Source organism: Streptomyces sp. V3I8, assembly GCF_030817535.1.
GTDB lineage: Bacteria > Actinomycetota > Actinomycetes > Streptomycetales > Streptomycetaceae > Streptomyces.
This window is the reverse complement of sequence record NZ_JAUSZL010000002.1, coordinates 5,471,866-5,494,513: the sequence shown is the minus strand read 5'-3', so window position 1 is coordinate 5,494,513 and position 22,648 is coordinate 5,471,866. Positions and strand designations below refer to the sequence as shown.

Below are 22,648 nucleotides of genomic sequence, written 5' to 3'. Positions count from 1 at the left end.
TCCGGGGCCGGCGCCGTTGCGCGCCCGGGACCACGGCGGCCTGGGCCTCTCGGCCACGACTGCCGAGGTCCCGGGCCTGCCCCGGTGGGGAAGCGGGCCGTAGGGTGAACCCCATGAACGATCGCATGGTGTGGATCGACTGCGAGATGACCGGTCTCTCGCTGTCGGAGGACGCGCTCATCGAGGTGGCCGCGCTGGTGACCGACTCGGAGCTCAACGTGCTCGGCGAGGGGGTGGACATCGTGATCCGTCCGCCGGACGCCGCGCTGGAGACGATGCCGGAGGTGGTGCGCACGATGCACACGTCCTCCGGTCTCCTCGACGAGCTGGCCGCGGGCACGACCCTGGCGGCCGCGGAGGAGGAGGTCCTCTCCTACATCCGCGAGCACGTCAAGGAACCGGGCAAGGCCCCGCTGTGCGGGAACTCGGTGGGCACCGACCGCGGCTTCCTGCTGCGGGACATGCCGGCCCTGGAGGGCTACCTCCACTACCGGATCGTCGACGTCTCGTCCGTGAAGGAGCTGGCGCGCCGCTGGTACCCGCGGGCGTACTTCAACAGCCCCGACAAGAACGGCAACCACCGGGCGCTGGCGGACATCCGCGAGTCGATCGCCGAGCTGCGCTACTACCGCGAGGCGATCTTCGTGCCCCAGCCTGGCCCCGACTCGGACACGGCACGGACCATCGCCTCGAAGCACGTCCTGCCCGCGGGGTGACGCACGCCAGGAAGCCGGGAGCGAGCACCCCTTCGGACCCTGTACACTTTTCCTCGGCCGGTCGGTGAACCACACAAGGTGAACCACACGCAGGATCGCCGGTCATGGTGGGTGTAGCTCAGCTGGTAGAGCACCTGGTTGTGGTCCAGGAAGTCGCGGGTTCAAGTCCCGTCACTCACCCTGATGTACAGAGGGCCGAACCGCGGAAGCGGTTCGGCCCTCTGGTGCTTTCCGAACCGACGGATCGACGGGCCGTAGCCCGCGGCCCCCGCCCCGCGCGGCCGGTCCTACGACGACTGCCGGGCGACCAGCTCGGTGGGCAGGACCACCTGCCGCCGCTCCAGGCCGCGGGAGGCCGCCGGGCGGCGGTCGGCGATCTCGTCCAGCAGCAGGTCGAGCATCGCGCGGCCCATGCCCTCGATCGGCTGGCGCACACTCGTCAGGGGCGGGTCCATGTGGCGGGCGATGGCCGAGTCGTCGTAGCCGACGAGGGCCACGTCGTCGGGTATGCGCAGGCCCGCCTCGCGCAGCACCTGCCGGGCGCCGGCCGCCATCACGTCCGACCCGGCGAAGACCGCGTCGACGTCCGGGCGCACCGCGAGCAGTTCCGTCATCGCGCGCCGGCCGCCCTCCTCGGTGAAGTCCCCCGGCACGATCAGACGTTCGTCGATCTCGTGGCCCGCGTCGCGCAGTGCCGCGCGGTAGCCGTCGACGCGGCGCTGGGCACCGAACACGTCGAGGCGTCCGGCCAGGTGGGCTATGGTGCGGCGGCCCTGCGCGATGAGGTGTTCGACGGCGAACCGGCCGCCGCCGAAGTTGTCGGAGTCCACCGACGGCAGGGTCTCGTCGGCTGACCTGCGGCCGCTGATCACCGCCGGGATCTCCAGCTGGGACAGCAGGTCGGGCAGCGGATCGTCCGCGTGCACCGAGACCAGCAGGACCCCGTCCACCCGGTGCGCCGCCAGGTACTGGGCCAGCCGGGCCCGCTCCCGGTCGCTGCCGGCGAAGATCAGCAGCAGCTGCATCTCGGTCTCGGAGAGGGCCGCGCCCACGCCCCGCAGCATGTCGGAGAAGTACGGCTCGGCGAAGAAGCGGGTCTCGGGCTCGGGCACGACCAGGGCGATCGCGTCGGTCCGGTTGGCCGCGAGGGCACGGGCCGCCGTGTTCGGCACGTAACCGAGCTCCGCGACCGCCGCCTCGACGGCCGCACGGGTGGCGTCGCTGACCCGCGGGGAGCCGTTGATCACACGGGAGACCGTGCCGCGGCCCACACCCGCGCGCGCGGCGACCTCCTCGAGGGTCGGCCGTCCGCCGCTCCGGCTCCGCGCTCCGTGGACTGCCATGGTCCGCCTCCCGTCCGACACGGTTGACACCGCGTTTGGCCTGGAATCTAACAGTCGCGATCGGGTCCGGGCCCGCCGAGACGGGCCTGCGTGCAGCGGCCGCGCTCCCCCGCCGGCCCCGGCCGTGACGTTACGGGGACCGGCTTCGAAGTCACTCCGAGGCCGATCCGGAGCCTTCCCGAAGCCTTCCCGAAACCGTCGGGGACCTACTCTCCGGATCTCCGCCGGTGTTAGTTAACAGCCCGATAACTGAAGACATCTCCCTGCGTCCTCTCCCTTGACACCCCCGCGTCGAGCGACGAACCTTCAACACATCACCTGTGGGAGCGCTCCCACAGTACCTGACACATACACATCCCGCACGTTCCCCGCCCGAGCCGCAGCATGAACTAACGGGCCCAACAACGCAGTTGGCCGGGGGGTCGGCACGTCAGGCAACAGGAGGACGCAATGCGCACGAGTACCCGAGGGTCCCGCAGGCTGATGGCCCTCGCGGCCGTGGCCGCGCTGACGACGGGGCTGCTCGCCGGCTGCGCCGAGGACTCGGACGACGGGTCGTCGGACTCGGACGGTGGCAGCGGCGGTGGCAAGACCACGCTGACCATCGGCACGTTCGGGGTCTTCGGCTACAAGCAGGCCGGCCTCTACGACGAGTACATGAAGCAGAACCCGGACGTCACGATCAAGGAGAACGTCACCACCCGTACCGACGTGTACTGGCCGAAGACGCTCACCCGTCTGCAGGCCGGTTCCGGTACCGACGACATCCAGGCGATCGAGGTCGGCAACATCGCCGAGGCGGTGCAGACGCAGGGCGACAAGTTCGTCGACCTGGGCAAGGACGTCGACAAGTCCCAGTGGCTGGACTGGAAGACGGCGCAGGGCACCACCAAGGACGGCAAGACCATCGCGCTCGGCACCGACATCGGCCCGATGGCGATCTGCTACCGCAAGGACCTTTTCAAGGAAGCGGGTCTGGAGACGGACCGCGCCAAGCTCGCCGAGCAGTGGAAGGGCGACTGGTCGAAGTACGTCGGCGTCGGCAAGGACTACATGAAGAAGGCGCCCAAGGGCACCAAGTTCGTGGACTCCGCCTCGTCGGTCTACAACGCGGCGCTCGGTGGCGAGAGCGAGCGTTACTACGACAAGGACGGCAACGTCGTCTGGGACAAGTCCGCGGGGGTGAAGAAGGCCTGGGACGCCTCGATGGAGGTGGCCACCAGCGACATGTCGGCGAAGCTGAAGCAGTTCGACAAGCCGTGGGACCAGGCCTTCGCCAACGGCGGCTTCGCGACGGTGGCCTGCCCCGCGTGGATGCTGGGCTACATCCAGGAGAAGTCGGGTGACTCCGGCAAGGGCAAGTGGGACGTGGCGGCGGCGCCCACCGCGGCCAACTGGGGCGGCTCGTTCATCGGTGTGCCCACGGCGGGCAAGCACCAGAAGGAGGCCATCGCGCTGGCGAAGTGGCTGACCGCCCCCGAGCAGCAGGCGAAGGTCTTCGCCAAGCAGGCGAGCTTCCCGTCGACCCCGTCGGCGTACGCGAGCCTGAAGCCGCAGGCCGCCACGACGACCTTCTTCTCGGACGCGCCGATCACGCAGATCTTCTCCGACTCGGCCAAGACCATCCCGACGCAGATCTTCGGCGTCAAGGACCAGCCGATCAACACCGCCATCTCGGACATCGGCATCCTGCAGGTCGAGCAGAAGGGCAAGACCCCGGACCAGGGCTGGGACGCGGCCTCCAAGGAGATCAAGGACGTGCTCGGCCAGTGACAAGCTCCAAGCAGGCTCTCGCGCACTCCGCGTCGAGCGCCGACGCCGCGCCCGGCTCCCAGCCGGGCGCGGCGCGCCGTGCTCACGGTCGCGGTACACCGCCCCCCGGCCCCGGCTCCTGGCGCAGCCGGCTGTACCGCTGGGACATGAAGGCGTCGCCGTACGCGTTCATCGCCCCCTTCTTCATCTTCTTCGGCGCCTTCGGGCTCGTCCCGCTGCTGTACACGGCCTGGTACTCGCTGCACAACGTGCAGCTGTCCAACCTGGACCAGCAGACCTGGGTGGGCCTGGACAACTACGAGAACCTGCTCTCCTCGGACTTCTTCTGGGGGGCGCTGCAGAACACCTTCACCATCGGTGTGATCTCGACCGTGCCGCAGCTGGTCATGGCGATCGGCATCGCGCACCTGCTCAACTACAAGCTGCGCGGCTCCACCATGTGGCGGGTCGTGATGCTCACCCCGTACGCCACCTCGGTGGCGGCGGCGACCCTGGTGTTCGTCCTGCTGTACTCGTGGGACGGCGGCATGATCAACTGGCTGCTGCACTTCGTGGGGGTCGACCCGGTCAACTGGCGTGAGTCCACCTGGGGTTCGCAGTTCGCCGTCTCCTCGATCGTGATCTGGCGGTGGACCGGCTACAACGCCCTGATCTACCTCGCGGCGATGCAGGCGATCCCCGCCGACCTGTACGAGTCGGCGTCCCTGGACGGCGCGAACCGCTGGCAGCAGTTCCGCCACGTGACGATCCCGATGCTGCGGCCGACGATCCTGTTCACGGTGGTCGTCTCCACGATCGGCGCCACCCAGCTGTTCGGTGAACCGCTCCTGTTCGGCGGGGTCAGCGGCTCCAAGGGCGGCTCCGAGCACCAGTACCAGACGCTCGGCCTGTACATGTACGACCAGGGCTGGATCATCGGCAACCTCGGCAAGGCGTCCGCGATCGCCTGGACGATGTTCCTGATCCTGCTGATCGTCGCCGCGGTCAACCTGCTGATCACCCGACGGCTGAGGAAGTCACGATGACGACAAGTGAACTGACGCCTCCTCAGGCACAGGACGAGGTGGCGCGCAAGAGCGGCCGGGACGGCTCCGGACGCCGCCGGCTGCTCGGCGCGGGCAAGCAACTGCACGGCGGGCCGGTCACGTACGTCGTCCTGGCCGTCCTGGCCTTCGTCTCGCTGGCGCCGCTGCTGTGGACGGTGGTCGCGTCCTCGCGCACCAACCAGCGGCTCGCCGAGACGCCGCCGCCGCTGTGGATCGGCGGGAACCTGTTCAAGAACCTGCAGACCGCGTGGGAGGAGGGTGGCCTCGGCACCGCGATGGTCAACAGCACGATCGTCGCCGGGACCATCACCGTCGGTACGGTCCTGTTCTCCACGCTCGCCGGGTTCGCCTTCGCCAAACTGCGGTTCAGGTTCTCCAACACCCTGCTGCTGCTGACCATCGGCACGATGATGATCCCGCCGCAGCTGGCGGTCGTACCGCTGTACCTGTGGATGAGCGAGCTGGGCTGGTCCAACCAGCTGCAGACGGTCATCCTGCCGACCCTGGTCAGCGCCTTCGGTACGTTCTTCATGCGGCAGTACCTGGTCCAGGCGCTGCCCAGCGAACTGATCGAGGCGGCGCGGGTCGACGGCGCGAGCAGTCTGCGCATCGTGTGGCACGTCGTCTTTCCGGCGGCGCGGCCCGCGATGGCCGTGCTCGGGCTGCTGACGTTCGTGATGGCCTGGAACGACTTCCTGTGGCCGATCATCGCGCTCAACCAGCAGAACCCCACCGTGCAGGTCGCCCTCAACTCGCTCGGCACGGGTTACGTCCCCGACCAGGCGGTGATCATGGCGGGCGCGCTCCTCGGCACCCTGCCGCTGCTCATCGCCTTCCTGCTGTTCGGCAAGCAGATCGTGGGCGGGATCATGCAGGGCGCGATCAAGGGCTGACCCGCCGCCCCCGCGCCCGCCGGGCCGGCCCGTGGCGCCCGGCCCGGCGGCACGGGCCGGCCGCGCCCGGCCGACGGGGGCGAGCCGTCGTCGCCCCGCCCCCGTCCCCGACCTCCATATCCCCGGTCTCATACGACCCCCTCCCATGGGAGCGCTTCCATGCCCGAGCCCGAATCGCCCGTGACCTTCCCGCCCGCTTTCCTCTGGGGCGCCGCGACCTCCGCGTACCAGATCGAGGGGGCGGTCCGGGAGGACGGCCGTACGCCCTCGATCTGGGACACCTTCAGCCACACCCCCGGCAAGACCGCGGGCGGTGAGACCGGCGACATCGCCAACGACCACTACCACCGTTACCGCGAGGACGTCGCGATGATGGCCGACCTGGGCCTGACCGCGTACCGCTTCTCGGTGTCCTGGTCGCGGGTGCAGCCGACCGGCCGGGGCCCCGCCGTCCAGCGCGGCCTCGACTTCTACCGCCGGCTGGTCGACGAGCTGCTCTCCCACGGCATCAGGCCGGCGCTCACCCTCTACCACTGGGACCTGCCGCAGGAGCTGGAGGACGCGGGCGGCTGGCCGGAGCGCGACACCGCGCTGCGCTTCGCCGAGTACGCGCAGATCGTGGGCGAGGCGCTCGGCGACCGCGTCGAGCAGTGGATCACGCTCAACGAGCCGTGGTGCAGCGCGTTCCTCGGCTACGCGTCCGGTGTGCACGCCCCCGGCCGCACCGACCCGGAGGCGTCCCTGCGCGCGGCCCACCACCTCAACCTGGCGCACGGCCTCGCCACCAAGGCCCTGCGCACGGCGATGCCCGCCCGCAACAGCATCGCGGTGAGCCTCAACTCCTCGGTGGTCAGGCCGCTGACCCGGGACCCGGCGGACCTGGCGGCGGCCCGGCGCATCGACGACCTGGCCAACGGCATCTTCCACGGCCCGATGCTGCACGGGGCGTACCCGCAGACGCTGCTCACGGCGACCGCGTCGGTGACGGACTGGTCGTACGTGCGGGACGGCGACCTCGCCCTCATCAAGCAGCCGCTGGACGCGCTCGGGCTGAACTACTACACGCCGACGCTGGTGGCGGCCGCCCCGGCGGACTCGTCCGGGCCGCGCGCGGACGGCCACGGGTCGAGCGAGTTCTCGCCCTGGCCGGCCGCGGACGACGTGGCCTTCCACCAGACTCCCGGTGAGCGCACGGAGATGGGCTGGACGATCGACCCGTCGGGCCTGCAGGACCTGATCATGCGCTACACCCGCGAGGTGCCGGGGCTGCCGCTGTACATCACGGAGAACGGCGCCGCCTACGACGACAAGCCGGACCCGGACGGCCGCGTCCACGACCCGGAGCGCATCGCGTACCTGCACGGGCACCTGCGCGCGGTCCGCCGGGCGATCGCCGACGGCGCGGACGTGCGCGGCTACTTCCTGTGGTCCCTGATGGACAACTTCGAGTGGGCGTACGGCTACGACAAGCGCTTCGGCGCGGTGTACGTGGACTACGCGACGCAGGCCCGTACGCCGAAGTCGAGCGCCCTCTGGTACCGGGAAGCGGCCCGTACCGGGGAGCTGCCGCCGGTCAACCCGGTCGAGTAGATACCCCTTTCGGGGGAAACGGGCGGGAGTGGGGGTGGGGCGCGGCACCAGAGTGAGGGGAGTGCCGCGCCCCGCGGCGTACCTGCGCGCGCCCCGGCCGGGTGGGGGGAAGGCCGGCCGGGGCGCGCGGCCCCCGCGCGGACATGACCTCCCACGGGGGCGTTCGGGGGCTACTTGTAGGCGGCGAAGGCCTTCGAGAAGGCGTTCGCGTCCTGGAGGACCGAGCTGCAGGTCGCGTCGGCGGTGGGCCTGGTGCCGCCGGCGCACTGCTTGTCGCGGGTGGCGGACCACAGGGAGAGCCCGCCGAGCCCCTTCGACCGGGCGAAGGCGACGAGCTGGGTGGCGTCGTCGACCGTGAAGATCTCCGTGGCCACGTCGTTGACGCCGATCATCGGGGTGACGGCGACGGCCTTCCAGGCGGCGGAGTCGGAGAGCCCGAGGACTCCCTCGATCTGTGCCTGGGTGGCGGTGGCGGCCTGCTCGGCGTAGGTGCCCATGTCACCGCTGTACGCCGGCCCGTAGTCCATCGCCATGATGTTGACCGTGCCGACGGCGACACCGTTCGCCTTGGCGTCGGCGAGCAGGCTCACGCCGTCCTGGGTGAGGCCTTCCGGCATGACGGGCAGGGTGAACGAGACGTCCAGGCCCGGGTGTTCGGCCTGCAGCTTCGCGATCGCCTTCGCCCTGCGGGTGTTCGCCGCGGTGTCCGGGAGCGCGCCGCCCTCCACGTCGAAGTCGACCTTCGTCAGGTCGTACGCGTCCACGGCCTTGCCGTACGCCGCCGCGAGGGCGTCAGCCGACGGGCAGTTCAGCGCCAGTTCGGAGCCGGACGCACCGCCGAAGGAGACCCGGACGTCGCCGCCCCCGTCCCGCAACCCGCCGATCTGCGCGGCGACCGCGTCACCGCCGAGGTCGGTGACCCCGCCCCACTTGGGGGTACAGCCGCCGCCGTCCGTGACGAAGGCGAGGTTGTACTCCTTCACCCCGGTGGCCGCCGCGTGGGCGAGCAGATCGAAGGCGGGGTAGAGCGAGGTGTCGACGTAGGGCGCGAAGCCGGCGCCGCCTGCCGTGCCGCCGCCGGTGGTCCCGGTGGGCGTCGGGGCCGGGCTCGCGCTCCCGGTCGCCGTGGCGGTCGCGGTGGCCGTCGGGGTCGCGGTGGGCTTCGTCGGTTCCGGTGACGGCGACGGGGTCGTGGTCCGCGTCGGGCGACCGGTGGGCTCCGGGGTCGCCCCGTCGTCCACCGAGCACGTGGCGCCGTCGACGAGACAGCCGGTCGGGTCGCCGGAGCCCCGCACCACGAAGCCGACGGTGACCGACTCGCCCCGGGTGAGGCCGTCCTCGTCCCAGGACGGGGGCTTCACGGTGACGTGCCGGCCGCTCACCTTCGACTCGGCGTTCCACAGCGAGCCGAGCTCGGCGCCGGACGGCAGGTCGAACTCCAGCGTCCAGTCCGTCTTCGCGCCGGCGCTGTCGTTGGTCACGACGTACTGGGCGGTGTAGCCCGTCGACCAGTCGCTGGTCCTGGTATACGCGGCGCCGACCCCGGCCGCCTGCGCCGTCCCGGTGAACACGAGCGCTCCGCCGCCGACCACGGCCGCGGCGACCACCGCGCCCATCGCCTTGTTCCTGCCACTGGCCATGCGCCGGTGCGTGCTCATCGCGTGCCTGCCTTCCGAGGTGGGGTTGCGGCAGCACGCTAGCGAGCCGGAAACCGGCAAAAACCGCGATCGGGACAGGGCTTGAGGATCTTAGGGTGCGCTTAAGGATGGGATCGGGAACGGTTAAAGGTCGAGACCAATGTGGCCGGTCCGCGCCGTCGCACCGATCCGCGGTGGCCGCGCCGCTCGGGCTCGCGGCCGTCCAGCTGGATCCAGATCCTGACCTCGGTCCCGCCCAGTACGGAGCGGCCGATGCGCACGTCCCCGCCGGTCGACTCCGCGAGCCGGCTCACGATGTCGAGCCCGAGCCCGGTCGAGCCGTCGGCACCCGATCCGCGACCGCGGGCCATCGCGGCCCCGGGGTCGGCTATCCCCGGGCCCGCGTCCGAGACGAGGACGATCACGGCGTCCTCGCCGTTGTGCACGTCGACCGCGAACGCCGTGCCCTCGGCGGTGTGCCGGAACACGTTCCCGAGCAGCGCGTCGAGCGCGGCGACGAGATCGGCGCGGGCCACCGGTATCCGTACGGGCCGGTCGACACCGGCCACCCGTACCTTGCGCCCCTCGTCCTCGGCGAGCGCCGACCAGAAGTCCATGCGCTCGCGGACGACCTCCGCCGCGTCGCACCCGGCGCCGGCCCCGACGGCCGCGGTCTGCGGCTTGGCCTCCCGGGCCGTGCGGATGATCGTGTCGACCTCGCGCTCCAGCTGGGCGACGGCGGCCCTGGTCTGCTCGGCGGCCGGCCCGTCACCGAGCGAGGCCGCGTTCAGCCGCAGCACGGTGAGGGGGGTACGCAGCCGGTGCGAGAGGTCCGCCGCCAGCTCCCGCTCGTTGGCGAGCAGCTGGACGACCTGGTCGGCCATGGAGTTGAAGGCGACGGCCGCGAGCCGCAGCTCGGTCGGTCCTTCCTCGGGCACGCGCACGCCCAGCTTCCCCTCCCCCAGTTCGTGCGCGCTCTCCACCAGTCGCTGTGCGGGCTGCACCATCCGCACCCCGAGCCGGTCGGCCACCGCGACCGAGCCCACGACGAGCGCGATACCGACCCCGGCGAGGACGGCCCAGGCGGTGCCCACGCCGTTGGTGACCTCCGACTCGGGGACGTACACCTCGACGACCGCGATCTCGCCCGAGCTCAGCGCGACGGGCTGCAACAGCGTGGATCCGCCGGGCACTTCGGCGGTGGAGGCCCGGCCGAGTCTGCGGGTGGTGGCGATGTCCTCGCCGGTGGCGCGCTGCCTGCCGATGTCGACGGCCTGCTGCCCGCCGCCGGCAGCCTTCCCGCCGCCGGTGTCCGCGCGGTCGCCCGCCGGTATGTGGACCGCCATCCTCGCGTCCGACGCGGCCGAGACGACGACCCGCTCCAGCTCGGCCCGGTCGGTGGTGATCGACAGGGCGGGCGCGACGGCCGCCGCCTCCCGCTCCGCGTTCGAGAACGCCCGGTCCCGCGCCATCTCCCTGATCACCAGGCCCAGCGGGACCGCGAAGGCCACCACGACCATCGTGGTGACGGCCACGCAGACCTTGACCAGCGCCCATCTCATCGCGCCGGTCCCGGCGTCCCGGCGGGCCCCGGCGGCTCCAGCTTCACGCCGACCCCGCGCAGGGTGTGCAGGTAGCGCGGCCGGGCCGCCGTCTCGCCCAGCTTGCGCCGCAGCCAGGACAGGTGGACGTCGATGGTCTGGTCGTCGCCGTAGGACTGCTGCCACACCTCGGCGAGCAGCTCCTTGCGGGCCACCACGACACCGGGCCGCCCGGCGAGGAAGGCCAGCAGGTCGAACTCGCGCCGGGTCAGGTCCAGTCGTACGCCGTCCAGTTCGGCCTGGCGGCGCAGCGGGTCGATGGCGAGGCCGCCGACCCGCAGCTGAGGGGCGGGCGCGGGCTCCGCGGCCGAGGACCGGGCGCGGCGCAGGACCGCCGCCATCCGGGCCGACAGGTGCTCCACCGAGAAGGGTTTCGTCAGGTAGTCGTCCGCGCCGTCGTTCAGCAGCCGGACGATCTCCGTCTCGTCGTCCCGCGCGGTCGCCACGATCACGGGCACGTCGGTGATGCCGCGCAGCATCTTCAGCGCCTCCGACCCGTCCAGGTCGGGCAGGCCGAGATCCAGGATCACGACGTCGAAACGGAAATGGGCGACCTCGCGCAGCGCCTCGAGGGCCGTGCCGACACTGCGCACCGTGTGCGCGGCCTCGGTCAGATGCCGGATGAGGGCGGAGCGTACGAACTGGTCGTCCTCGACCACGAGCACACTTGCCATGAGCGGCACCGTACGCCATGCGGGGGAGCCCGGTCCGGGGCCTGTGGACAACTTCCCCGGCCCCGGGCCCGCGGGACACGCGTGGGGTTCGTGGGGCAGGATGGCCCGCGATGCGCAGAGGACTCGTACACGTACTGGCGTGGTCGCTCGCCACGGGCGCGGCGGTCACGCTGTCGTGGTGGGGTGTGCACACGGTCATGACGGGCACGGCCTACGATCCGCCGCGGGCGCTGCCGATCACGGCGGACGTGACCGCGCGGGGGGTCGAGCCGCTGTCGTCCTCGACGAGCCGGTCCCGGTCCCCGGCAGAGGCGACGCCTTCGCCGTCGGAGAGCCGCCGTGCGCCGCGGGCGAGCCGTTCGCCGTCGGCCGCGCCCCCGGCCTCGCCGTCGCCGTCGCGCTCGGAGGCGGCGAGCCCCACTCCCGGCGCGGATGCCTCCGGCGAGGTGAAAAGTTACGACACCGACGGCGGGCGGGCCGTCTTCGACCTCGGGACGTCGTCGGCCGCGCTGGTGTCCGCGACGCCCGCGTCGGGGTGGTCGATGCAGGTGTGGAAGACGCAGACGTGGATCCGGGTGGACTTCTCGTCCGGGGCCGACCGGGTGTCGGTGTTCTGTACGTGGCACGACTCCGCGCCGCGGGTCGAGATCAACGACTACTGAACGCCGGCCCTCCGGCTTCGCCGCTACCGGAACACCGACGGCGGGGGCGCCGGTGAGGCCGCCGCCGTCGCGTCCGTCACCGGGACGGCTCCGCCGGTGAAGTCCCGCAGCGGCTTGCCGTGTTCGACTCTGGCCGGGTGCGGGTCGGAGGCCGCCCGGCGGGTCAGTTCCGCGACCGGGAGGGGCCGGTCCGAGGCGACCAGGACCGCGTTGCCGAAGCGTCTGCCGCGCAGGACCGCCGGGTCGGCGACGAGGGCCAGTTCGGGGAAGACACCGGCGGCCGTCGCGATCTGACCGCGCAGATGCGCCAGGGGCGGCCCGTCGGCGAGATTGGCGGCGTACAGGCCGCCGGCCTTCACGACCCTGCGTACGTCGGTGAGGAACTCGCCCGACGTGAGGTGCGCCGGTGTGCGCGCCCCGCCGAACACGTCCGCGACGACCAGGTCCGCCCACCCGTCCGGCACCTTCGCGAGTCCCTCGCGCGCGTCGGCGGACCGCACCCTGATCCGGGCGTTGGGGTCCAGCGGCAGTTCGCGCCGGACCAGCCGGACGAGCGCCGCGTCCCGTTCGACGACCTGCTGGGTGGAGCGGGGGCGGGTCGCGGCGACGTACCGGGCGAGGGTGAGGGCGCCACCGCCGAGGTGCACGGCGTGCACGGGCCTGCCCGGCGGGGCGACCAGGTCGATGACGTGGCCGAGGCGGCGCTGGTACTCGAAGTCCAGGTACGCCGGGTCGTCCAGGTCGACGTGCGACTGCGGGGCCCCGTCGACGAGCAGCGTCCACGCCCGCGCCCGCTCCCGGTCGGGCACCAGCTCGGCCAGCCCTCCGTCGACCTCTTCGACAACGGCCGGGCTCCCACCCCGCCGGTCACCCGCCCGCTTGTTCTTCGCCCTGGCCATCCCCCCATTATCAGGGGCACAGCCCTTAAGGGGCGCAGCCCCGAGGGGCGCAGCCCCGAGGGGCGCGGGGAACTGCGCGACCAGCCACGACGAACCGACACCGGACGACGCACCCGAGCAAGCCCCCCCCCCGGGCCGAATCTCAGCGGCAGTTGTCCGCGGCCTCGATGAGGCGGGCCGCCTCCCCCAGCGCCGCCCGCAGCACCGCGGGGTCCGTGGCCAGGTCCGCCTTCCCCGGCGGCAGCAGCCAGTCCGACCCCTCGACGGGCGGCTCCGGCGCCGGCCGGACCCCCCGCCCGTCGGTCCGCGTGCACGTACTGCCGGGGAGGTCCCAGGCGGAGGCCGTGCCGGGCGGCACCAGGAAGCCGAGCGTGTCGCAGGTGTCGTCGTGCAGGACGGGCCCGACCGCCTCGGCGGGCGCGCCCCGCCGCAGGATGTCGACGGCCTCCAGCCCCTGCCGGGCAGGCACGGTGACGAGATCGCACGGGTCCGCGGGGCCCGTACCCCGCTCGGCACCGGACGTCACCGTCCACGGACAGCTGTCGACGCTCTGCCTGGTCTCCATGCTGGCCTCCACCACGGAACCCCTCCTCGATCGAGCACGCCGCACGGTTCAACGCCCCAGCGCGTCAACGGCTACGGCGAAACTCGGCCGCAAAGGATGGCAGTTCATGGCAGAACAGGTATGAGATATCCGTTTTGTAGCCAAACACAGTGTGGCGGGACCATCACAGCGGGTACGTTCGTGCCCGCCGGAAACGCAGGTGCGGCCCGATCGGTCACCTGATTCGATCCGCATGGTTCCCGGTCTGGTTCGACGGTTCGTGAGAGAGGGCCCGGCCATGGCGTCGTCATCGGTGACCGTGTCGTCCCCGTCGCCTCGGCCGCCGCGGCCGAATCTCGCCTTCCGGCGTCTGCGCGGCCGGCGCTCGCCGGGCGAGTTCGCCGCGGCGGTCCGGCGGGCGGCCCGGGAGATCGACGAGCGGGTCAGCTGCGACGCGCGCTACATCGGGCGGGTCGAGGCGGGCGAGATCCGCTGTCCCAACTACGCGTACGAGCGGGTGTTCCTGCACATGTTCCCCGGCCGGACGCTGACCGACCTGGGGTTCGTGCCCCGGTCGGCGGTGCGCGGGCGGGGGGCGCGCGCCGCCGGTCCGGCAGCGGTCCCGCACACCACGAGCCCTCCGTACGCCTCGCGTGAGACGGACGGGGCGCACGAGCCGTATACGACGACACACGACCTGAACGACCCGCACGAGGTCGACGACCGGAACCACGAGGAGAGCGACGTGCAGCGTCGCGCATTCATGAGCGGGGGCACCGCCACGGTGGCGGCGGCCTCCCTGGGCCCCTGGGGGCTCGCGTTCGGCGGCACGGCCGGGGCCGCGCCGCCGCGTTCCGCGCGCCGGCCCGGCGAGGCCGAGGCCGGCGCACTGGAAGAGGCCGTCCGCAGGATCCGGCTGCTGGACGACCGGCACGGCGCCGACGGGCTGTACCGCAGAGCGGCGGCTCCGCTGCGGGCCGCGTACGCCCTGCTGGACGCCGGGGCGGCACGGCAGGCGACCGCCGACCGGCTGCACACGGGGGCCGGTGAGCTGGCCGTCTCGGTGGGCTGGCTGGCACACGACTCGGGGCGTTTCGACGACGCGCGCTCGCACTACGCGGAGGCCCTCGCGACGGCCCGGGTGGCGCTGGACCCGGCCCTGGAGGCCCACGCCTTCTGCAACACGTCCTTCCTCGCCCGGGACGCGGGCCGCCCGCGCGAGGCGGTGCGGGCGGCCCAGGCCGCCCAGGTCGCGGCGCGCCCGCTGGGCTCGGCCCGGCTCCTGTCGCTGCTCGCGCTGCGCGAGGCGGGCGGCTGGGCGGGGCTGGCCGACCGGACGGGCTGCGAGCAGGCGCTGACCCGCGCGCAGGCCCTGTACGGGCGCGGCCCCTGCGACGCCGACCCGGAGTGGATGAGCTTCTACGGGGACGCCGAACTGGCCGGTCTGGAGGCCCAGTGCTGGTCGGCGCTGGGCGACTGGCAGCGCGCGGCCCACCAGGCCCACCGGGCGACGCGCCTCCAGGACCCGCACTTCACCCGCAACCTCGCGCTCTTCACCGCCGAGCTCGCCGACGACCTGGCCCGTGCCGGGCACCCCGACGAGGCCGCCGCGGCCGGGCTGCGCGTCCTGGACCTGCTGGACGAGGTCCAGTCGTCCCGGGTGCGGACGATGCTGGCGGGAACGGCGCGGGTCCTGCTGCCGCACCGCCGCGCGTCGGGGGTGTCGGACTTCCTGGACCGGCACAGGGCGCTGCCACGGTCCGCCTAGGTTCCGCGAGAACCCCGGACACGCCCGACACGCCGGACCGCGGTCACCCCGACACGCCGGACCGCGGTCACCCGGACACGCCGGACCGCGGTCACCCGGTCAGGTGGCCGCAGTCGTTCCAGGTCTCGATCGCGGGCTCGCCGTAGGCCCAGCCGAGGACCGAGAGGCTGGTGGGGTTCAGGCGGACGCGGGCCGCGAAACCGATGCCGAGGCCCAGCCAGCGGGCGCCGATCGAGCGCAGGATGTGACCGTGCGCGAAGACCAGTACGTCACGCTCCTGCGAACGGACCCACCCGACCACCTCGTCCGCGCGCGCGGAGACCTCGGCGAGGGACTCGCCCCCGGGCACGCCGTCCCGCCAGATCAGCCAGTCGGGCCGGTCGGCCCGGATCTCGTCCGGGGTCATGCCCTCGTACGAGCCGTAGTCCCACTCCATGAGCGCGTCCCAGTCGGCCGCGCGGTCGCCGAAGCCGGCGATCTCGCACGTCTGCCGCGCGCGCACCAGCGGACTGGTGCGGACCTCCACCCCGGGAAGCCCGTCCAGCGGCGCCCGGTGCAGGCGGTCCCCGAGCAGTTTCGCGCCGTGTCTGCCCTCGTCCAGGAGCGGGATGTCGGTCCTGCCGGTGTGCTTGCCGGACAGCGACCACTGCGTCTGTCCGTGCCGGGCCAGCAGGATGCGCGGTGCCATGAAGGGGGCCTTTCCGGGAGGATCGCGCGGCGGGAGGGGTGAACCGCGGAAGAACGAGGGATGGATCACTCCATCATCTCCCACGGGCCCGCGGAGCAACCCGGCGGGCGATCCCGGCGTCTTTGAGCACCGGGGGCGCTCCTACGAAGCAGGCGCACAGACCGTACATTGGTCCGCGGCACTGGCGCCCGGCGAGCAGGAGGGGGAGGGATCGGATGCTGCTGACCGATGCACCAGTCGGCAAGGCGGTACCACGTACCCGCCTGCGCTGGTGGACCGAGCTGCCCCTGATCCTGCTGGTGTACGGGGCGTACTCGGCGGGACGGCTCCTCGCGCGCGGGGACGTGACCCATGCCGTCGACCACGGCCTGGCGATCCTGCGGGTCGAGAAGTTCTTCTTCCTCAACGCCGAGCACCCGCTGAACCGTCTTTTCACCCGTGAACCCTGGCTCGGCATCCCGGCGGACTTCTGGTACGCGTCGCTGCACTACATGGTCACGCCCGCCGTGCTGATCTGGCTGTTCCGGTCCCGCGCGGTGCGCTACCGGGCGGCCAGGACCTGGCTGATGGCGTCCACGTTCATGGGCCTGATCGGCTTCACTCTGCTGCCGACCTGCCCGCCGCGGCTGCTGTCGGCGAGCCACGGGTTCGTCGACACGATGGCCCAGTACAGCGACTACGGCTGGTGGGGCGGCGAGGCGAGCGCGCCCCGCGGGCTCGGCGGCATGACGAACCAGTACGCGGCGATGCCCAGTCTGCACTGCGGCTGGGCCCTGTGGTGCGGTGTGATGCTGTGGATGTACGGCGGCACGCGGCTCACCAAGGTCGCGGGCGTGCTGTACCCCCTGATCACCACGATCGTGGTGATGGGCACCGCCAACCACTACTTCCTCGACGCGGTCGCCGGGTTCGTCGTGATGGGGGTCGGATTCCTGGTCACCCGGCCGCTGTTGCGGCTCGCGGACATGTTCCGGGCGCGGTACGGGATGCGTCCCTACGCCCCGTCACTCGGCGGTCCCGCCGCCGTCCCGCACGGCACAGGTTCCTCAATTGTCAGTGTGGAGTGCCAGACTTCGCCGGGTGAGCGACTTCCCCGACAGCGCAAGGTCCCAGCCACCCCGGGTGCCGCCGAGCCGGGAGCCGGACCGGCAGCCAGTCCCGCCGACGCGGGGGACGAGACTCCGGCAGCGGCTCGCTGAGCTGCGCGGCCCGGACGTCCCGCCGCAGCCGCTGGACGCACGGGCCCTCGCGGCGCTCGCCGCGAACCCGGGCTGCAGACGGCGCGCGATCCTCGACGGGGCCGGCGTGGACAAGGCGGCGCTGGCGGGTGCGTTGGGCTCGCCGTCGGCCTTCGGGCAGTCGCAGTTCGCGTTCATGCGGGGCAACGCCTTCGAGGCGCGGGTCAAGGCCGACGGGGGCGCGGAGCTGCTGCGGCTCGTGCACGAGAAGCTGGACCCGCGGGCCGAACCGCCCGCGGCGGGCGTCGTCCCCGACCTGGGCGCCGTCGGCCCCGAGGGGCGCACCGCCCGTACGGCGCTCGCCCTGCGCGAGGCGACCGCGGCGGGCGGCTGGACCCTCCTCGACCACCCGCTGCTCGCCCTGGACGTGGCGGGCTCCCCCGCCTTCCTGGAGCCGGACGCGGTGGTCGTGCACCCGGACGGGAGCTGGACGGTCGTCGAGATCAAGTCCTTCCCGATGCTGGACGGTTCGGCGGACGCGGCCAAGGTGGGCGCGGCGGCCCGCCAGTCCGCGGTGTACGTCCTGGCGCTGGAGCAGGTCGCGGTCCGCCTCGACCCCGCGCCCGAGGTCCGGCGCACCGTGCTGCTGGTCTGTCCGAAGGACTTCTCCAACCTGCCCACCGCGTCGGCCGTGGACGTGCGCAAGCAGCGCTCGGTGACCCGCCGTCAGCTGGACCGGCTCGTCCGCGTCGAGGACATCGCCGACGCGCTGCCCGAGGGCACCTGCTTCGCCCCCGACCTCCCGCCCGCCGACCTGACGGCCGCGGTGGAGTCGGTCCCGGCGACCTACGCCCCCGAGTGCCTCTCGGCCTGCGAACTGGCCTTCCACTGCCGCGCCCGCTCCCGCGCGGAACGGGCGGTGACCGCCCTGGGCCGCTCCCTGCGGGCGGAGCTCGGCGCCCTGGCGACGGTGGACGACGTCCTGTCGGCGGCCCGGGGCACCTCCGGCGACCCGGAGGACCCCACGGTGGCAGCCCTGCGCAGAGCAGCCGCCCTCAGAGCGGAAGCGCTGGGCACCCCGAGCCCCGCAGGTGGCGCAGACAACGGCGCCGCAGGGGGCACGGGGAACGGCGCGACCGGCCACGGCGGCGCCGCGGCCGACGCGCCACAGCCCGCGCGGCGAACCGCGGAGCACTCCCCCCGGTCGGAGGCGACGTGTCCCTGATCGCCACCCTCGCGAAACTGGAGGCCGTGGACACCGGCAGGGCCCAGCCCCTCGCCACCGTCCGCCACCGCCACCTCGCCGACCGTCCCCTGGTCCTCGTCCCCCTCACCACGGCGGGAGAGGCCGGCGCCCCCCTGGGCGCCCTGATCGGCACGGACCGCGCCGAGCCCCGTCTGCTCGTCGTGCCCCAGCCCCGGGACCGCGACCTGAGGTTCGCGTTCCTCGCCGAGCTGGCGGACATCGTCCTGCCGTACATCGACGCCCACGCCGAGGACGTGGAGGCCGCCGAGCGCAACGAGACCGACCCCCAGACCGGCAAACGCGTCAAGGTGGAGGTCGAACTCTGCGCGGACGCAGCCCAGTTGATCGTCCCGAGCCGCGCCGGCATCGATCTCGTACGGCTGCTCGGCCGCTCCATGCGCTTCAGGCGCACCGCCGAGCAGGACCCGCAGACCCCGTACCCGGCGCCCCCGCGCGTCCCGCTGCTCGGGCGGTGGCTCACGCACTACGGGGAGCGCGCGCGGGTCCCGGGCTCGTCGCTCCTGATCGCCCTCACGGACGCCCTGTCCCGGCACTGGGCCACCGGCCAGTCCACGCTGGAGGACCAGCACCTGGGGGCGCTGCTCGCCTGGATCGACCCCCCGGAGGGCGGGTCCGGCGCCGAGGCGGCGCTGCGCGCCGAGTTGCTGCGGGACCCCCAGGGGCAGCTCGTCTGCCCGCCCGCGGGCCCCGCCACCGACCCGGCGTTCGACAACAGGCTGCTCGCGCCCGCCATCGAGCGCTACGACCGCGCGCGTACGGCGCTCGCGGCCGCCGAGGACGGGGTCGAGGCGGACGACCGGCTCGGTGAACTCACCGCCGCCGAACGGCACATCCGCGAGCTGGTGGCGAGCCGCACCCGCCCCACCTGGGACGCCGTGTGGCACGGACTGGACCTGCTGCGGGCGCTGCCCGAGGGACCGCGCGCGGCCGAGAGGTGGACCCGCGACCGCTGGTCGTTCACCGGCCACCGCGACCGGGTCCTGGCCGGCGAACCCCCGCAGCCGCGCCGCGACGACGCGGTCACGGCGGCGAACAAACTCGCCACGCGCGAGCGCGAACAGGCCCGGCTGGAGGCGCAGGAGGCCCTCGACGACCCGCTGGTGATGGCCGGGCGGCGGCTGGCGGGCGAGGCGTTCGCGGGTGAGGTCACCGATGTCGTGATGGCGTACGGCGAGGGGAAGCGGCCGAGCCCGCGCCCCCTGGTGACCGTGCGCACGGACGACACCCCGCACCTGGGCGAGCGGGTGAGGGTCTACCGCTCGCTCGGCGGGAAACCGCAGGCCGCCGAGTTCGTGGGGTACGAGGGGGACGGTTCGGCCGGCGTTCTCGACGAGGACGCCCCGCCGGGCCCCACGGGCTCTTCCGGACCCGGGTCGGGTCCCGGCGGCGGCACGCTCGTCGTGCTGCGCGTCCTCGACAAGATGGGGCGCGGCAAGGAGCCGGAGCCCGGGTCCGTGCCGGAGAAGGGCGACCGGCTCTGCTTCACGCTCTTCGAGCACGAGCAGCGGGGCGGTGCGAAGCTGCCCGACCCGGAGAACACGCCGTGGACGCACGGCGGGCCGCCCGGGGAGGCCGACGCCGTGCCGCGGCCCGACGCCGTGACCGAGGAGGACGTGCTGTGAGCAGCCCCGTGACCACCGTGTCCGACCCGGGGGCCGAGGCCGGCCGCGCCACCGACGCGATCCTGCGCGACACCCTGCACGGGGCGCACCGCGGGGTCGTGGTCGACTCGCCGCCCGGCGCGGGCAAGTCCACGCTCGTCGTGCGGGCCGCGCTCGAACTGGCCGCCGCGGGACGCCCGCTGATGGTCATCGCGCAGACGAACGCGCAGGTGGACGACCTGGTGCTGCGGCTCGCCGAGAAGGACCCGGAGCTGCCCGTCGGCCGGCTGCACAGCAGCGACTCCGACCCGTACGACAAGGCGCTCGACGGGCTCGCGAACGTCCGCAAGTCCGCCAAGGCGGGCGACCTGGCCGGGCTCGACGTGGTGATCTCGACGGCCGCGAAGTGGGCGCACGTCAAGGGGGTCGAGCCGTGGCGGCACGCGATCGTCGACGAGGCGTACCAGATGCGCTCGGACGCGCTGCTCGCGGTGGCGGGGCTGTTCGAGCGGGCACTGTTCGTGGGCGATCCGGGCCAGCTGGACCCGTTCGCGATCGTCGGTTCGGAGCAGTGGGCGGGTCTGTCGTACGACCCCTCGGCCTCGGCCGTGACGACGCTCCTCGCCCACAATCCGGAGCTGCCGCAGCACCGGCTGCCCGTCTCCTGGCGGCTGCCCGCCTCGGCGGCGCCGCTGGTGTCGGACGCGTTCTACCCGTTCACGCCGTTCCGCAGCGGCACGGGGCACGGCGACCGGCGGCTCGGTTTCGCGGTGGCGTCGGACGGTTCGGGCCCCGACCGGGTCATCGACGAGGCGGCGGAATCGGGCTGGGGCCTGCTGGAGCTGCCCGCCCGGCACACTCCGCGTACGGACCCGGAGGCGGTGCGGGCCCTCGCCCTGGTCGTACGCCGTCTGCTGGACCGGCGCGGCACGGCGGCCTCGGAGCGGTCCCCGGACGCGGCCCCGCTGACGGCCGACCGCATCGCCGTCGGCACGGCCCACCGCGACCAGGCGGCGGCCGTCCGGGCGGCGCTGGCCGAGCTGGGCGTCCGGGAGGTCACCGTGGACACGGCGAACCGGCTGCAGGGGCGGGAGTACGACGTGACCGTCGTCCTGCACCCCCTGTCGGGCCGCCCCGACGCGACGGCCTTCCACCTGGAGACGGGCCGGCTGTGCGTGCTGGCCTCGCGCCACCGCCATGCCTGCATCGTCGTCTGCCGGGCCGGCGTCACCGGCCTCCTGGACGACCACCCCTCCACGGAACCGGTCCGGCTCGGGGTGACCGTGAAGTTCCCGGACGGCTGGGAGGCCAACCACGCCGTGCTGTCGCACCTCTCCGAACACCGGGTGGTGTGGCAGCCGTAAGGAAGCGCGGGGCCGGCCGGTGCGCCGGGGCCCTCTTGCGCGGTCAAGGGACAATGGACGGTGGCCCGCCCACAAGGACGGGCCGACCGCTGTACGAGGAGGAGAAGTCATGGCGGAGCCCACGCCGCGTCGGAACGAGCCGCGGCTTCGCCCCGCGCCGCTGCTCTTCGAGCCCGCGGAGGCCGCCGCCGATCCGGAGCACTTCTTCGACCTGGAGTCGATCGACGATCCGCGGGCGCTGCTGGCGCGGGCCACGGAGCTGACGCACGCGTTCCGTGCGGCGACCGACCGGGCGGTGGAGTTCCAGGCGATGGCCGCGGCCCAGCTCGCCGATCCCCGCCGGTTCGACCGGCTCACCGGCGCGGAGATCGCCGCGCGGGCCGAGTGGACCGAGGACTACGCGAAGAAGATGGTCGAGTTCGGGCGGGAGCTGCTGCGGGGGGCCGACGCGGAGGGGTACGCGGATCCGGCCTGAGAAACCATGTCTGGCATATGCCAGGCGGGCAAGATACTCCACCCCGTCCTCCCCTGTCCCGGATATCGGCAACTCTGTGGAATCACTTGTTCACCACGGGTAGATCTGAATGCCATGAGCATCGATCGGAACCTGGCAAGCAACGCCCCCCACTGCTCCGGAACCGTCGGCGACACCCACACCGCCGAGGCGCTCCCGAACCCGTTCGACGCACTCGGCGCCCCGGAGGTCACCGGGGTCACCCCCGAGGGCGCGGCCTGGCTCGCGTCGGCGGGAACGTATCCACGCAGCACCCGCCTCCTGTGGGAGGACCGGCCCACCGCCCCGGCCGTCCTGGCCTGCGGCTCCACCTTCGACGTCGTCAACGCGCCCGCCGTCTTCGGCCGCCTCATGCTCGACCGGCTCTGGGACGAGGGCCCCGGCTCGGGCCCCGTGGCCGCCCACCGGGGCCGGATACTGCTGTTCGCCGCGCCGGGCACGGCCCAGCGCCTGCCCACGCTCCTGGCCTGGGAGGAGCGCGGCTCGGGCGGCGGCTCGGACCGCGGCCGGGCCATCCCGGCGCTCCTGTGCCACGGCACCGGCGACGCGGTGACGGTCCCCGCCCCGACGCAGGCGGTTCCCGGCACCCAGCTGGACTCCCGCTGGCTCGTCGCCCCCGACACCCGGGAACCCTGGCTGCCCGGTCCGGAGGTCATGCTCTGGGCGGCGGTGCGGGCGGCCAGGTCAGCGGCCCGGCGGCGGCTGTCGACGCCCTCCCCCGCGGCGCCGATATCGATTTTTCCTCCCGCCGATCAGGGTGCTAAAGTCTACGACGTCAGCAGGCGCCGCTAGCTCAGTTGGTTAGAGCAGCTGACTCTTAATCAGCGGGTCCGGGGTTCGAGTCCCTGGCGGCGCACAGACGGTGGAGAGCCCCTCGCGCAAGCGGGGGG

At 73.1% G+C, this 22,648-nt stretch carries 20 protein-coding genes and 2 tRNA genes; 15 read left to right on the top strand and 7 right to left on the bottom strand.

Annotated features, from left to right (window positions below):
- Nucleotides 1–113: 113 nt before the first annotated feature.
- Nucleotides 114–716: an oligoribonuclease gene (gene orn, locus QFZ75_RS24495; protein ID WP_307540153.1), complete on the top strand. Its 603-nt coding sequence runs from the start codon at nucleotides 114–116 to the stop codon at nucleotides 714–716.
- 107 nt (nucleotides 717–823) lie between these two features.
- Nucleotides 824–896, top strand: a tRNA-His gene (locus QFZ75_RS24490).
- 107 nt (nucleotides 897–1,003) lie between these two features.
- Here QFZ75_RS24490 and QFZ75_RS24485 read toward each other — a convergent pair.
- A complete protein-coding gene (locus QFZ75_RS24485; protein ID WP_307540151.1) occupies nucleotides 1,004–2,059 on the bottom strand; it encodes a LacI family DNA-binding transcriptional regulator in 1,056 nt (351 codons plus the stop codon).
- A 450-nt stretch (nucleotides 2,060–2,509) separates the two neighbouring features.
- Here QFZ75_RS24485 and QFZ75_RS24480 point away from each other — a divergent pair, with 450 nt between their 5' ends.
- From QFZ75_RS24480 to QFZ75_RS24465, 4 genes are all read left to right on the top strand, one after another.
- The gene (locus QFZ75_RS24480; protein WP_307540149.1) at nucleotides 2,510–3,832 is read left to right on the top strand and encodes an ABC transporter substrate-binding protein; all 1,323 of its coding nucleotides are present in this window, start codon (nucleotides 2,510–2,512) and stop codon (nucleotides 3,830–3,832) included.
- A complete protein-coding gene (locus QFZ75_RS24475) occupies nucleotides 3,829–4,857 on the top strand; it encodes a carbohydrate ABC transporter permease (RefSeq protein ID WP_307540147.1) in 1,029 nt (342 codons plus the stop codon). Before QFZ75_RS24480 ends, QFZ75_RS24475 begins: the two co-directional genes overlap by 4 nt.
- The gene (locus tag QFZ75_RS24470; RefSeq protein ID WP_307540145.1) at nucleotides 4,854–5,771 is read left to right on the top strand and encodes a carbohydrate ABC transporter permease; all 918 of its coding nucleotides are present in this window, start codon (nucleotides 4,854–4,856) and stop codon (nucleotides 5,769–5,771) included. Before QFZ75_RS24475 ends, QFZ75_RS24470 begins: the two co-directional genes overlap by 4 nt.
- A 159-nt stretch (nucleotides 5,772–5,930) precedes the next feature.
- Complete coding sequence (locus QFZ75_RS24465; RefSeq protein ID WP_307540143.1) at nucleotides 5,931–7,361, top strand: GH1 family beta-glucosidase; 1,431 nt, start codon at nucleotides 5,931–5,933, stop codon at nucleotides 7,359–7,361.
- Nucleotides 7,362–7,531: 170 nt separating this feature from the next.
- Here the strand turns inward: QFZ75_RS24465 and QFZ75_RS24460 are convergent, their stop codons facing one another.
- The 3 genes from QFZ75_RS24460 to QFZ75_RS24450 form a co-directional block, all read right to left on the bottom strand.
- Nucleotides 7,532–9,019 (bottom strand): cellulose binding domain-containing protein, encoded by a 1,488-nt coding sequence (locus QFZ75_RS24460; protein WP_307540141.1) that lies wholly within the window; start codon nucleotides 9,017–9,019, stop codon nucleotides 7,532–7,534.
- A 101-nt stretch (nucleotides 9,020–9,120) separates the two neighbouring features.
- On the bottom strand, nucleotides 9,121–10,560 hold the full coding sequence (locus QFZ75_RS24455; protein ID WP_307540139.1) for a HAMP domain-containing sensor histidine kinase: 1,440 nt from the start codon (nucleotides 10,558–10,560) through the stop codon (nucleotides 9,121–9,123).
- Nucleotides 10,557–11,273, bottom strand: a complete 717-nt coding sequence (locus QFZ75_RS24450) for a response regulator transcription factor (RefSeq protein ID WP_307540138.1) — start codon at nucleotides 11,271–11,273, stop codon at nucleotides 10,557–10,559. Before QFZ75_RS24450 ends, QFZ75_RS24455 begins: the two co-directional genes overlap by 4 nt.
- 110 nt (nucleotides 11,274–11,383) lie before the next feature.
- Between QFZ75_RS24450 and QFZ75_RS24445 the strand changes: the two genes are divergently transcribed.
- Entirely contained in the window at nucleotides 11,384–11,935 is a 552-nt protein-coding gene (locus QFZ75_RS24445) for a hypothetical protein (protein WP_307540137.1), read from the top strand.
- A 23-nt stretch (nucleotides 11,936–11,958) separates the two neighbouring features.
- Here the strand turns inward: QFZ75_RS24445 and QFZ75_RS24440 are convergent, their stop codons facing one another.
- Nucleotides 11,959–12,834 carry a spermidine synthase gene (locus QFZ75_RS24440; RefSeq protein ID WP_307540135.1) on the bottom strand — a complete coding sequence of 292 codons (876 nt, stop codon included), beginning with the start codon at nucleotides 12,832–12,834 and terminating at the stop codon, nucleotides 11,959–11,961.
- Nucleotides 12,835–12,976: 142 nt separating this feature from the next.
- Nucleotides 12,977–13,414 carry a hypothetical protein gene (locus QFZ75_RS24435; protein ID WP_373465936.1) on the bottom strand — a complete coding sequence of 146 codons (438 nt, stop codon included), beginning with the start codon at nucleotides 13,412–13,414 and terminating at the stop codon, nucleotides 12,977–12,979.
- Between the two features lie 262 nt (nucleotides 13,415–13,676).
- On the opposite strand from QFZ75_RS24435, the gene QFZ75_RS24430 reads away from it, so the two are divergent.
- Complete coding sequence (locus QFZ75_RS24430) at nucleotides 13,677–15,146, top strand: hypothetical protein (RefSeq protein ID WP_307540134.1); 1,470 nt, start codon at nucleotides 13,677–13,679, stop codon at nucleotides 15,144–15,146.
- Between the two features lie 91 nt (nucleotides 15,147–15,237).
- Here QFZ75_RS24430 and QFZ75_RS24425 read toward each other — a convergent pair whose 3' ends face one another.
- Nucleotides 15,238–15,834, bottom strand: coding sequence for a histidine phosphatase family protein (locus QFZ75_RS24425; RefSeq protein ID WP_307540133.1), 597 nt, complete (start codon nucleotides 15,832–15,834; stop codon nucleotides 15,238–15,240).
- Between the two features lie 215 nt (nucleotides 15,835–16,049).
- Between QFZ75_RS24425 and QFZ75_RS24420 the strand changes: the two genes are divergently transcribed.
- The 7 genes from QFZ75_RS24420 to QFZ75_RS24390 all read left to right on the top strand — a co-directional run bounded on the left by QFZ75_RS24420 (nucleotide 16,050) and on the right by QFZ75_RS24390 (nucleotide 22,614).
- Nucleotides 16,050–17,033, top strand: coding sequence for a phosphatase PAP2 family protein (locus QFZ75_RS24420; RefSeq protein ID WP_307540131.1), 984 nt, complete (start codon nucleotides 16,050–16,052; stop codon nucleotides 17,031–17,033).
- Nucleotides 16,957–18,237, top strand: a complete 1,281-nt coding sequence (locus QFZ75_RS24415) for a hypothetical protein (protein WP_307540130.1) — start codon at nucleotides 16,957–16,959, stop codon at nucleotides 18,235–18,237. Before QFZ75_RS24420 ends, QFZ75_RS24415 begins: the two co-directional genes overlap by 77 nt.
- Complete coding sequence (locus QFZ75_RS24410; RefSeq protein ID WP_307540128.1) at nucleotides 18,228–19,901, top strand: hypothetical protein; 1,674 nt, start codon at nucleotides 18,228–18,230, stop codon at nucleotides 19,899–19,901. The genes QFZ75_RS24415 and QFZ75_RS24410 overlap by 10 nt, the downstream gene beginning before the upstream one ends.
- An 8-nt stretch (nucleotides 19,902–19,909) precedes the next feature.
- Entirely contained in the window at nucleotides 19,910–21,244 is a 1,335-nt protein-coding gene (locus QFZ75_RS24405; RefSeq protein ID WP_307544747.1) for an AAA domain-containing protein, read from the top strand.
- A 109-nt stretch (nucleotides 21,245–21,353) separates the two neighbouring features.
- Nucleotides 21,354–21,719 (top strand): hypothetical protein, encoded by a 366-nt coding sequence (locus QFZ75_RS24400; RefSeq protein WP_307540127.1) that lies wholly within the window; start codon nucleotides 21,354–21,356, stop codon nucleotides 21,717–21,719.
- Nucleotides 21,720–21,833: 114 nt separating this feature from the next.
- A complete protein-coding gene (locus QFZ75_RS24395) occupies nucleotides 21,834–22,550 on the top strand; it encodes a bifunctional DNA primase/polymerase (RefSeq protein WP_307540126.1) in 717 nt (238 codons plus the stop codon).
- Nucleotides 22,541–22,614, top strand: a tRNA-Lys gene (locus QFZ75_RS24390). Before QFZ75_RS24395 ends, QFZ75_RS24390 begins: the two co-directional genes overlap by 10 nt.
- Nucleotides 22,615–22,648: the final 34 nt, after the last annotated feature.